The 12,148-nt window shown below is 72.7% G+C and carries 8 protein-coding genes; 7 read left to right on the plus strand and 1 reads right to left on the minus strand.

Annotation, left to right across the window (positions count from 1 at the left end; genetic code table 11):
* Positions 1-76 precede the first annotated feature (76 nt).
* The 3 genes from Q7T15_RS11075 (at position 77) to Q7T15_RS11085 (ending at position 6,404) form a co-directional block, all read left to right on the plus strand.
* Positions 77-2,437 (plus strand): transglutaminaseTgpA domain-containing protein, encoded by a 2,361-nt coding sequence (locus tag Q7T15_RS11075; RefSeq protein WP_304696258.1) that lies wholly within the window; start codon positions 77-79, stop codon positions 2,435-2,437.
* On the plus strand, positions 2,434-3,420 hold the full coding sequence (locus Q7T15_RS11080) for a zinc-ribbon domain-containing protein (RefSeq protein WP_304696260.1): 987 nt from the start codon (positions 2,434-2,436) through the stop codon (positions 3,418-3,420). Before Q7T15_RS11075 ends, Q7T15_RS11080 begins: the two co-directional genes overlap by 4 nt.
* Positions 3,421-3,521: 101 nt before the next feature.
* Entirely contained in the window at positions 3,522-6,404 is a 2,883-nt protein-coding gene (locus tag Q7T15_RS11085; protein WP_304696262.1) for an FtsK/SpoIIIE domain-containing protein, read from the plus strand.
* A 64-nt stretch (positions 6,405-6,468) separates the two neighbouring features.
* Here Q7T15_RS11085 and ald read toward each other — a convergent pair whose 3' ends face one another.
* On the minus strand, positions 6,469-7,584 hold the full coding sequence (ald, locus tag Q7T15_RS11090) for an alanine dehydrogenase (protein WP_304696264.1): 1,116 nt from the start codon (positions 7,582-7,584) through the stop codon (positions 6,469-6,471).
* A 254-nt stretch (positions 7,585-7,838) separates the two neighbouring features.
* Here ald and Q7T15_RS11095 point away from each other — a divergent pair, with 254 nt between their 5' ends.
* Genes Q7T15_RS11095 through Q7T15_RS11110 form a run of 4 tightly spaced genes read left to right on the plus strand, consistent with a single transcriptional unit; the run spans position 7,839 to position 12,012 of the window.
* On the plus strand, positions 7,839-9,044 hold the full coding sequence (locus tag Q7T15_RS11095) for a PotD/PotF family extracellular solute-binding protein (protein ID WP_304696266.1): 1,206 nt from the start codon (positions 7,839-7,841) through the stop codon (positions 9,042-9,044).
* 38 nt (positions 9,045-9,082) lie between these two features.
* Complete coding sequence (locus Q7T15_RS11100; protein ID WP_304696269.1) at positions 9,083-10,303, plus strand: ABC transporter ATP-binding protein; 1,221 nt, start codon at positions 9,083-9,085, stop codon at positions 10,301-10,303.
* 3 nt (positions 10,304-10,306) lie between these two features.
* Positions 10,307-11,218, plus strand: a complete 912-nt coding sequence (locus Q7T15_RS11105; RefSeq protein ID WP_304696271.1) for an ABC transporter permease — start codon at positions 10,307-10,309, stop codon at positions 11,216-11,218.
* Positions 11,219-11,256: 38 nt separating this feature from the next.
* Complete coding sequence (locus Q7T15_RS11110) at positions 11,257-12,012, plus strand: ABC transporter permease (protein WP_370689146.1); 756 nt, start codon at positions 11,257-11,259, stop codon at positions 12,010-12,012.
* Positions 12,013-12,148: the final 136 nt, after the last annotated feature.

A 12,148-nucleotide genomic window follows, 5' to 3' on the forward strand; every position in this document is an offset into this window, starting at 1 on the left:
GGCTGAGCGGTCTGAGCGTCATGACGATCGGCTCGCTCTCCGACCTGCGCCGCGCGATGCGGGGGGCCGAGCAGTGGTGACCCGGCCCGTCCGCGGCCAGGGCCCGTCGCGCCCGGGCGGCGTCCGCGCTCCGCGCCCGCGCGCGACCCCGAAGCCGCCGCCGCCCCGACCGGCCGTGCTCGCCTCGGCCCTCGTGTTCACCGTCCTCGCCTGGGCGCTCGTCGCCGTCGCGCTGTGGCCCGTGTACCGGGCGGCACCGTTCATCCTCCTCGCCGTCGTCGCGATCGCGGCGGGCGCGGCCATCGCGGCCGCCGGCGCGCTCCTGCGCTGGCCCGCCTGGGGCGGAATCCTCGCCTCGGTCGCCGTCCTGACGATCGTCGGCGTGCCGCTCGCGGTGCCCGGCCGCACGGTCTACGGGATCCTCCCCGAGCCCGCGGGCCTCCTTGAGCTCGCCTCGGGGATCGTGCTCGGCTGGCGTCAGCTGCTCACGATCGATCTGCCCGTCGGGTCGTACCAGGCCCTGCTCGTCCCCGCGCTCGTGCTCCTCTACGTCGGCCCGCTCCTCACCGCCTCGATCGCGCTGCGAACGCGCCGCCCCGCCCTCGCGACCGCGGTCCCCGCCCTCGGCTTCGTCCTCGCGATCGCCCTCGGTCGTGACGATCGCGCGCTCCCGCTCGGCACGGCCGTCGGTCTGGGCCTCGTCCTCATGCTGTGGATCGCCGTGCTGCGCCGGCACCGTCGCACCGACTCCCTCCGGGCCGGGGGCGCCGAGAACCCGCTGGATGCCCGGGTCGCGGTCGTGCGCTCGTTCGCGTCCGCGACGGCGCTGCTCCTCATCGCCGGAGGCGCCGGAGTCGCGGCCGCCCTGGCGACCGAGCCGCCGGCCGACCGGGTCGTTCTGCGCTCCCTCGTCGAGCGCCCCTTCGATCCGCGCGACCTGCCCAGCCCCCTCGCGGCGTACCGCGTCGCGTTCGAGCCCGACCGGGCATCCTCGATCGCTCTGCGCGTCTCGGGGGCGCCCGAGGGGGCGCGCGTGCGCATGGCGACCCTCGACAGCTACGACGGCGTGGTCTTCGCCGTCGGGAGCGACGAGGTCGAGGCGGCCTCGGGGCGCTTCGTACGGATCCCCACCGAGCGCGAGGTCGAGTCGCCCGGCGAGCGCGCGACGATCGAGGTCGAGCTGCTCGAGAGCACCGGGAGCTGGCTGCCGACGGTCGGCGAGTTCCGCGGCGTGCGCTTCGCCGGCGACGACGCCGCCGACCTGCGCGATCGCGTGCGGCTCAACGCGACGACGGGCACCGCGGCGCTCATCGGGGGCACGGAGGCCGGCACGACCTACCTGCTCGACGTCGTCGTCGCGGAGGCGCCGACCCTCCGCCTCGCGGAGAGCTCGCCGGGCGGAACGGCCGTGCCCGGCATCGCGGCGGTCTCGGAGGAGCTGCGCTCGTGGCTCGACGGCGTCACCGCGGGCGTGGAGGGCGCGGGGCCGCGACTGGAGGCCGCCCTCGAGGCGATCCGCGAGCAGGGGTACGTCTCGCACGGCGTGGATCCCGACGAGCCGGCGAGCCGCTCGGGGCACTCCCTCGACCGCATCGGCGAGCTCGTCACCCGCCGACCCATGGTCGGCGATGCCGAGCAGTACGCGGTCCTCGCCGCGCTCGTGGCGCGCGAGCTCGGCTTCCCCTCCCGGGTCGTCCTGGGCTACGGGCCCCTCGCCGGAACCGAGGAATCACTGCGGTCGGACGACCTGACGGCGTGGATCGAGGTCGACATCGCGCGATCGGGCTGGGTGCCCGTCGACGTCATGCCGCCGGAGCGGGAGATCCCGCCGGCAGAGCCGCAGGAGCCCGTCCCCGTGTCCCGGCCGCAGAACGCCGTGCAGCCGCCAGCGGAGGTGCCGCCCGTCGCCGATGAGCAGGCACCGCCCGAGATCGAGCCGGGGGAGCGCCCGGACGAGGACCCGCTGCTCGCCCTCCTGCTCACCATCGCGCGCATCGCCGGGATCGTCCTGCTCGTCGCCGCGCTCGTCGCCGCGCCCTTCGTCGGGGTCGTGGCGGCGAAGGCGGGGCGTCGCCGACGGAGACGTCGCGCCGCCGACCCGACGCTGCGCATCCTCGGCGGATGGCGGGAGCTCACGGATGCCGCCGCCGACCACGGGCTCGCGATCCCCGTCGGCGCGACGCGCCGCGAGGTCGCCGGGATCATCGGCCAGCCGCAGGCGGCCGTCCTCGCGCGCGTCGCCGACCGCGTCGACTACGCGCCCGAGCCTCCCCAGCCGGGCGAGGCCGACCGCGTCTGGAACGCCGTCGACGCCGTACGCGCGGGCCTCGACGCCGGGCGGCGCCGCCGCGACCGGTGGCGCGCCGCGCTCTCGGTGCGCTCGCTGCGCCGGTATCCTGGCCGCTCGAGGACCGAGCCTGGGAGGCGAGCGCCGTGATCTGCCAGCACTGCGGTGCCACCCTCCCGCCCATCGCGATGTTCTGCGGAGAGTGCGGCCGCTCCGTCGCCGCTCGCGGCCCCGTCGTGCCGCCCGTGACCCTCAGCTCGGCGGCGATGCCCTTCTCGGCTAGCGAGCCGCTCTCGATCACGCCGGCCACGCCCCCCGAGCCCGACGACCCGTCGCTCGCCCGGCCCGAGGCGCAGGCCGCCTCCGCGCCGCCGGTCGCCGTCTCCCCGAGCCCCGTGCCCGGCATCGAGCCCGTGGTGCCGCCGGCCGCGCGTCCGGCCGACGAGCCGCGCCTCGCCTCCGCCCTTCGACCAGCCCCCGGCGGATGCCCGCGCTGCGGTACCCTGCCCGAGCCCGACGACGTGTACTGCGGCACGTGCGGCGAGCCGTTGATGAGCGCCCGGCCCGTGGCAGAGGAGACGATCGCGAGCCCGCCGTCGGCCATCGCGCCGGCGTCGAGCGCCGCGTCGAGCCCTGCTCCTGCTCCTGCTCCTGCTCCTGCTCCGACCGCGGTGCCCGCTCCGTCCTCTGCTCCGGCTCCGGCCGTGGCCCCGGCGCCCCCTCCTGCGGTCGCCGTCTCCTCGCCCGCCGAGTCGTCGCTTGAGCCCGACACAGAGAACACCCGTCTCGTCCCGCGGGGCTCGACGGGCGCGCGCTTCGTGCTGCAGTTCTCCACGGGCGAGAGCTACACCGTGCTCGGCTCGGGCATCATCGGCCGCAACCCCAGCCCGGAGCCCGGTGAGGCCGTCGACCACATCGTCACGATCGTCGACCCCGGTCGCTCGGTATCGAAGTCGCACCTGGAGTTCGGCCAGGACAACGGCGTCTTCTGGGTGAGCGATCGGCACTCCGGGAACGGGTCGGTCATCCGCGAGCCCGGCTCCGAGCCGCGGTACTGCGAGCCGGGCCGCCGCTATCGCGTCGTGCGCGGCACGCGCATCGACATCGGCGAGCAGTTCGTCGTCGTGAGCTGACCCCCGCGGCCGCTCGTCCCCAGACGACCCTGACGCGCCCCGGCGCACGACCTCGGCCTCGCGCGGCTCGACGACAACCCGGCCGCGGTTGACTGCTGCGCATGACCGCGCTCGTCATGCCACCGCTGCCCGCGCCGCCCTCGCCCCCGCCGCGCACGCCGTTCCCCGTCATCGCCGTGATCGCCCCGGCGATCGGCGCCGTCGCGATCCTCCTGATCACGGGCTCGGTCTTCGTCCTCGTCTTCGCCGCGCTCAGCCCGCTCATCGCGATTGCGACGGCGCTGGATGCCCGACGCACCGCCCGACGCCACCTCCGCGACGAGGCGGCCCGCTTCGATCGCGACTGCACGGCTTGGCTCGCTCGGGTGCCCGAGCTGCACGCCCTCGAGCGCGCGCGGGCCGATGCCGCGCACCCGCCCCTGCCCGAGCGCCTGCGCTCGCGCGATCCGGAGGGCGATCCCGCCGCGCCGATCCGGATCGGCGTCGCGCCCGCCCCGAGCGCGATCGCCCCCGAGCGTCCCGCCGTGCTCGACGACGGTCCTGCGGCCCGGCGGCTCGCCGAGCTCACCGCGGCAGCGGCGACTCACCCGGCGCTGCCGGTGCTCGTGCCCGCGGGCCCGATCCGGATCGTCGGGCGCGGCGCGGTCGTCGACTCGATCGCCCGGCTCGTCGCGCTCCACCCCGCGTGCGTCGTGGAGCGCGTCGCCTCGGCGTCGTCGCTCCCGTCGCCCGCACTCCCGTCCGTCGCCCCGGTGGAGCTCGTCGTCGAGACCCCCACCTCCGCGCGGCTCCGTCTCCCCGACGGCCGCGAGACCCTCATCCGTCCTGAGGCGGCGACTCGGCGCGAGCACGATGCCCTCGTCCGACGTCGGGCTCCCGCCGAGGCGGCGCTTCCGGACTCCCTGCCGTGGGCGGCTCTCGCGTCGGCCACCGAGCGCACCGGCGCCGCCCCCGGCCCGATCGGCGTCGACGCGGACGGCGTCGTCGAGCTCGATCTGCTGGGCGAGGCTCCGCACGCCCTCGTCGGCGGCACGACCGGCAGCGGCAAGAGCGAGCTCCTGCGCACGGTCGCCCTCGCCTGGGCGGCGAGCGGACCTCCCGCTGAGCGCTCCATCCTCCTCGTCGACTTCAAGGGCGGGTCGGCGTTCGCGGAGCTCTCGGCGCTCCCGCACGTGGTCGGTCTCCTGACCGATCTCGACGCCGCGAGCGCCGAGCGCGCGCTGCGCAGCCTCCGTGCCGAGATCCGACGACGAGAGGGCGCGCTCCTGGCCCGCGGAGCGCGCGACATCGCCGACCTGCCCGTCGGGGCCCTCGCGCGCCTGCTCATCCTCGTGGACGAGTACGCGGTGCTCGTCGAGAGCTTCCCCGAGCTGCAGGCGCTCGTCGCCGACCTCGCCGCTCGGGGGCGATCGCTCGGCATCCACCTCCTGCTCTGCACGCAGAGGCCCGGCGGCGTCGTGCGCGACGCCGTCGCGGCCAACTGCGGGATCCGTCTCGCCTTCCGCATGGCGAGCGCGTCCGATGCGTCCGGTCTTCTCCCCGTCGCGCCGCCGCCCGACGGCTCGCCCGCGGGCCGCGCGGTCCTCGCCGCATCCGGACGATTGCGCACGATCCACGTCGCGACGATCGCCGTCGACGACATCGCCGCCGTCGGCGCCCGATGGCGCTCCGCGACCCCGGCGTCGCGACCGTGGCTCCCGCCGCTGCCCGCGAGAGTCTCGCGACATGAGGCCCTGGAGCTCGATCCCGAGAGCGACTCCCAGAGCGACTCCCAGAGCGACTCCGGGAGCGAGGTCGAGAGCGACTCGGCCGCGGGGTCCGGAGCGGCTCGGCGCGACGCGCCCGCGCGCGACCCGTGGGCTCCCGATCCGCGAGGGGATGCCGCGCTCGCGTCGTCCGTGCGCCCGCAGCTGCTGCTCGGCGCCGTCGACGACCCCGACCGGCAGCGTCGCGTGCGGGGCGAGTGGGCGCCGCATCGCGACGGCGCGCTCCTCGTCGTCGGCGCTCGGGGGAGCGGCGCGGCCGACGCGCTCGCGGTCATCGCGGAGAGCGCGAGCGCTTCGGGGTGCGACGCCGTCGTGCTCCCCGATTCGCCCGCCGATGTCCTCGGCGTCCTCGGCGAGCTGCGCGACGAGCTCGACGGAGCGGCGCCGCGCTCGACCGAGCGGGACGCGCCCGGGTCCGCGCGCGTGCTCGACCGGACGGCCCCGCGGCCGCTCATCGTCATCGTCCCCGAGATCGACGCGCTCGTGGCGGAGGCGGGGGAGCGGGCGCTCGACCTCCTCGACGCCATCGACGCCGTCGATCGGCGCCTGCGGCGGCGCGGAGGCTCCCTCGCGGCGAGCTGCTCGTCGGTGCTCCGGTCGCGTTCGGGGCTCGTCGGCCGGTTCGACTCCGTGCTGCTCCTCAGGGCCGCCTCACCCGATGATCATCGAGCGGCCGGCGGAGCGCCGGGCGACTACGATGCCGTGGCGCCGTCGGGTCGGGGCCGCTGGCGGGGTCGGGCGATCCAGCTGCTCGCGCCGGAGTCGCGGTCGCTCGCCGCGCGGTCGCCGCGCATCCCCGTCTGGGAGCCGTCCCTCGACGGTCCCGCGGCCGTCGTCTCCGCTCGACCGGCGGTCGCGGCGGAGCGCCTGCGGAGGGCGGGAGTCCACGTCGCGACCGACCCGATGGCGATCGCCGAGCCCGATGCGATCGCCCGGACCGATGCGGTCGGCGCGCCGCGCGTCGCCGTGGCCGATGCCGAATCCTGGCAGTCCGCGTGGTCAGCGCTCGCGCTCGCTCGACGCGAGGGCGCGATCGTGCTCGCCGACGCGAGCGAGAGCGACGCGCGCGCGGTCCTCGGTGCGCGCGCGAGCATCCCGCTGCGCGACGAGAGCGCGGTCGACGAGATCATCGTCGTCGACTCCCGAGGAGCGAGGCGCGCGCGCTGGCCGGCGCTCGTCACCGGTCGGCGCGCGAGCGGACCCGGCGACGAGGCGTGAGGCCGGGGCCGTCGGGAACCGGGCCGACCGGCGAGGGACGCGGGGCCCGCCGGGAGGCTCCGACTCAGCCGATGGCGCTCGCGAGCTCTACCGACGGCAGGCCGTGGGCCGCGCCGACGGGCTCGTTCGTCACGCTGCCGTCGTGGGTGTTGAGACCCAGGGCGAGCGCCGGGTCCGCGCGCAGAGCGTCGCGCCAGCCGCGGTTCGCGATCGCGCGCACGTAGGGCATGGTCGCGTTCGTGAGCGCGTGCGTCGACGTCGACGGCACCGCACCCGGCATGTTCGCCACGCAGTAGAAGATGCTGTCGTGCACCGCGAACGTCGGCTCGGCGTGGGTCGTCGGCCGCGAGTCGGCGAAGCAGCCGCCCTGGTCGACGGCGATGTCGACGAGCACGCTCCCCGGCTTCATGCGCGACACGAGCTCGTTGCTGACGAGCTTCGGAGCCTTCGCTCCCGGGATGAGGACCGAGCCGATGAGCATGTCCGCGCGGACGGCCGCGCGCTCGATCTCGTAGCCGTTCGAGGCGATCGTCTGGATGCGCCCGGCGTAGAGGGCGTCGAGCTCGCGCAGGCGCTGGATGTTCGTGTCGAGCACCGTGACGCGCGCGCCGAGACCGACGGCCATCGCGACGGCGTTCGTGCCCGCGACTCCGCCCCCGAGGACGACGATGTCAGCGGGGTGGGTGCCGGGAACCCCGGGGACGAGCAGGCCGGGCCCGCCGTTCGGCCGCATCATGGCGTTCGCGCCGACGATGGGCGCGAGCCGCCCCGCGACCTCGCTCATGGGGGCGAGGAGGGGGAGCGCGCGCGAGGGGAGCTGGACGGTCTCGTAGGCGATCGCCGTGACCCGGGAGTCGAGGAGGGCCTGCGTGAGCTCCTTCTCCGCCGCGAGGTGCAGGTACGTGAACATGACCATGCCGGGGCGGAAGTGCGCGTACTCCGACGCGATCGGCTCCTTGACCTTGAGCAGGAGCTCGGCCTCGCCCCACACGGCTGCGGCGTCATCGACGATGCGCGCGCCCTGCGCGGCGTAGTCATCGTCGGTGATGGACGAGCCGAGTCCTGCACCCGCCTGCACGATGACCTCGTGCCCGTTGGCGACGAGATCGTGCACCCCGGCCGGCGTGATCGCGACCCGGTACTCGTTGTTCTTGACCTCCGCGGGAACCGCGATTCTCATGTTGTCTCTCCTGTGTCGGCGCGCGTCAACCCGGGAGCCATCGCCACGGTGCGCTGCGGCATCAGCGTAGCGTCCCGGAGCGATGGAATCCGCACCTTTTTTCGCCCGGATGTGCTGATTTCGTGAAGATTGTGTTTCAGAATGGATGAATCGGGCCGCACATGGTGCGATGGCCCGAGCGGTGTGCGAGTATCGACCCACCGTCACAGCACCCGAGTACACCGTCGTACCTGATTCGCCTAAGGAGCAGCGCCATGCACCGTCCGCTTCCCGAAGACCCGATGATCCGCAGCCTGATCGCCCAGGCCAAGCGGGCGCAGATCAGCCGCCGCGCGATGCTCGCCGGGACCGGTGCCGGCGCCACCGCCCTCGCCCTCGCCGCGTGCTCCACGGGCTCCGACGAGCTCAGCCCCGCCGAGGACCAGTCCGAGAGCGACAAGACGCTCAACTGGGCGAACTGGCCCTTCTACATCGACGAGGACGACGACGGCAACTACCCGACGCTCGAGCGGTTCCAGGAGGAGTCCGGCATCGAGGTCAACTACCTCATCGACGTCGACGACAACAACTCCTACTTCGCGAAGGTCCGCGACCAGCTCGCCCTCGGCCAGGACATCGGCGCCGACACCGTCTGCCTCACCGACTGGATGGTCAACCGCTGGATCCAGCTCGGCTACACCCAGGAGCTCAACAAGGACAACATCCCGAACGCGTCGAACCTCGTCGCGAGCCTCCAGGACCCTGCCTTCGACCCCGGTCGCGTGCACTCGCTGCCCTGGCAGGGCGGCTTCGCCGGCATCGCGTACAACGTCGAGGAGACCGGCGAGGTCCGCTCGGTGAGCGACCTGTGGCGCCCCGACCTGTCGGGCCGCGTCGGCGTGCTCTCCGAGATGCGCGACACGATCGGCGTCATCATGCTCGAGAACGGCGTCGACATCTCGAGCGACTTCAGCGCGGACGAGTTCAACGCCGCCCTCGACATCTTCCGCGAGCAGGTCGAGTCGGGGCAGATCCGCAACGTGCGCGGCAACGCGTACACGGAGGACCTCGTCAACGGCGACACCCTCGCCGCGATCTGCTGGTCGGGCGACATCACGCTGCTCAACTTCGAGGCCGGCTACGAGAAGTGGAAGTTCGTCCTCCCCGAGGGCGGCGCCACGCTGTGGAACGACAACTTCCTCATCCCCATCGGCTCCCCGCGCAAGACCAACGCCGAGACGCTGATCAACTACTACTACGAGCCCGAGGTCGCCGCCGAGGTCGCGGCGTGGGTGAACTACATCACCCCCGTCGAGGGCGCCTACGAGGCCGCCATCGCGATCGACCCCGTGCTCGCCGAGAACCAGCTCATCTTCCCCAACGCCGACACCCTGGCGCAGGCGAAGATCTTCCGCGGGCTCACCGCCCAGGAGGAGAACGAGTTCCAGTCGGCGTTCCAGAGCATCCTGCTCGGCTCGTAGTCCCGACTCCACCCCTCACCCGAAGGAGCACCACCGAGGTGTCCACGAGCGCTGTCCCGCAGTCGGGCTTCGCCGAAGCGGGTGCCGACCTCGAACTGGTCGGCATCACGAAGCGGTTCCCCGGCTTCACCGCCATCGAGGATCTGGATCTGCGCATCCCCGCAGGGTCGTTCTTCGCGCTGCTCGGCCCGTCCGGCTGCGGCAAGACGACGACCCTGCGGCTCATCGCCGGTCTGGAGGAGCCCACCGCGGGCCGCATCCTCATCGGCGGGAAGGACGTCACGGCGACGAAGGCGTTCCAGCGCCCGGTCAACACGGTGTTCCAGAGCTATGCGCTGTTCCCGCACATGACGATCCTCGAGAACGTCGCGTTCGGCCTGAAGAGACGCAAGATGGCGAACGCGGATGCTCTTGCTCACGAGGCGCTGCGTCTCGTGGAGCTCGACCACGTGTCGTCCCGCAAGCCCTCTCAGCTCTCGGGCGGGCAGCAGCAGCGCGTGGCGCTCGCCCGCGCGATCGTGAATCGTCCCGCACTGCTTCTCCTCGACGAGCCGCTCGGCGCCCTCGATCTGAAGCTGCGCCGCCAGATGCAGATCGAGCTCAAGGACATTCAGGACACCGTCGGCCTGACCTTCCTCCACGTGACCCACGACCAGGAGGAGGCCATGACCATGGCCGACACCGTCGCGGTCATGAACAAGGGCGTCATCGAGCAGATGGGCGCGCCGCAGGAGCTGTACGAGCTGCCCCACACGGCCTTCGTCGCGACGTTCCTCGGCCAGTCGAACCTCATGTCGGGCGCGGTCGTCAGCTCGAGCGGCACCTCGATGGTCGTCGACGTCGCGGGCAACCGCGTCGAGGTCCCGCGCGAGAGGGCTCAGCGCCACTCGGGCGAGCTCACGATCGGCGTCCGACCCGAGAAGGTCACGCTGCACGGCTCCGAGCCGAAGCGCGAGACCGGCCGCAACCTCGTCGGCCCCGGCCGCATCACCGATGTGTCCTTCAGCGGCGTGAGCACGCAGTACGAGGTCACCTCGCCGGTCTTCGGCATCTTCACCGTCTTCGCGCAGAACACGAGCATTTCGCGCATGCACCACGATGGCGACGAGGTCTGGATGAGCTGGGACGTCGGGCACACCTTCGGCCTCGCCGACGAGCCCTCGACCGTCCCCGCTCTGCGGTTCGACGACGACACCGATACGAGCATGATCGCGACCCAGCGTCGCGAGCAGCTCGAGGCGGAGCTGGAGGGGGCCTGACCCATGGCCTTCGGCGCCTTCGCGACCTCCACGGCGGTCGCTGAGCCGGCAGCCCGCAGGAAGAGCCCGATCGCTCTCCTGCTCCTGCTGCCCGGGCTCCTCTACCTCGGTCTCTTCTTCCTCGTCCCGCTGTTCTCGCTCGTCATCACGAGCCTGCAGCAGCCGGACCCGGTCGTCTTCGGCCAGTTCGAGAACGCCTTCCGGTGGGAGAACTACGTCACCGTCCTCCAGCAGTACTGGCCGCAGACGGTGCGCGCGTTCGGCTACGCGGCCCTCGCCACGCTGTTCGCGCTCCTCATCGGGTTCCCGCTCGCGTACTTCATCGGCATCACGCTGCGCCGCTGGCCGCTCCTGCAGGCGCTCGCTCTCGTGCTCGTGATCGCGCCGTTCTTCATCTCCTTCCTGCTGCGCACGATCGCCTGGAAGCAGCTGTTCTCCGATGAGGGTCCGATCGTCGGATTCCTGCAGGCGCTCGCGATCCTCCCCGGGGATGCGGCGATCACGGGCTCCGCGTTCGCCGTCGTGTTCGGGCTCACCTACAACTTCATCCCCTTCATGACGCTCCCGATCTACACCTCGCTCGAGCGGCTCGACCTGCGCTACGTGGAGGCCGGGGGAGACCTCTACGCGAGCCCCCGCTCGACGTTCTTCCGCGTCACGCTGCCGCTCGCGGCCCCCGGCATCATGTCGGGCACGCTCCTGACGTTCATCCCCGCCGCGGGCGACTACGTCAACGCGAGCCGCGAGTTCCTCGGCTCGACCGACACGGCGATGATCGGCAACGTCATCGAGGCGAACTTCCTCGTGCTGCAGAACTTCCCCGCGGCGGCGGCGCTCTCGCTCGTGCTCATGGCCGCGATCCTGATCCTCGTGAGCGCGTACGTGAAGCGCAGCGGAACGGAGGACCTGCTGTGAGAGGCTTCGGCAAGTACGCGATCTGGGTCTACTCGGCGATGGCGCTCGTGTTCCTGATGGTCCCGATCATCTACACGATCGTGTTCTCGTTCAACGACTCGCGTCGCACCAACATCGTCTGGCGCGGCTTCACCCTCGACAACTGGCTCAACGTCTGCTCGGCCCAGGGGGTCTGTCAGGCGTTCGGCAACAGCATCCTCATCGGCGTGGTCGCGACCGTGCTCGCGACGACGCTCGGCACGATGATCGCGATCGCGCTCGTCCGCTACCGATTCCGCTTCCGCTCGGCGACGACGCTCCTGCTGTTCCTGCCGATGGCGACCCCGGAGGTCGTCCTCGGCGCCGGCCTCGCCGCGCAGTTCCTGCAGGCGGGCGTCGGCAAGGGCATCGGCACGATCATCCTCGCCCACACGATGTTCTGCATCAGCTTCGTCGTCGTGACGGTGCGCGCGCGCGTCGCGAGCCTCGATCCGGCGCTCGAGGAGGCCGGTCGCGATCTCTACGCCTCCCCGCGCGAGGTGTTCTGGCGCATCACCTTCCCGCTCCTGCTGCCCGGCATCACCGCGGCCGCGCTGCTGTCGTTCGCGCTGAGCTTCGACGACTTCATCATCACGAACTTCAACCGCGGCGCCGACGTCACCTTCCCCTCGTACATCTACACGGCCGCCGCGCGCGGGATCCCGGCGGAGGCGAACGTCATCGCCTCGGGCGTATTCCTGCTCGCGATCGCGCTCGTGCTGATCTCGCAGTTCTCGGCCGCCGCCCGGCGCCGCCGGCTCGCGAAGGCCGACTAGATGTAGTGCCCAGGGACGTTGTTTGATCTGGCGTCCCTGACAGAGCGAGAACCTCCGGGCCAGAGTGGAGCTGTCTAAGTCACCGCTCTGAGCCCAGGAGGTTCTCGTGTCTCACGGTAATGCGGCCCTGACGCCG

The sequence above is a fragment of the Microcella sp. genome (assembly GCF_030645145.1).
Taxonomy (GTDB): Bacteria; Actinomycetota; Actinomycetes; order Actinomycetales; family Microbacteriaceae; genus Microcella.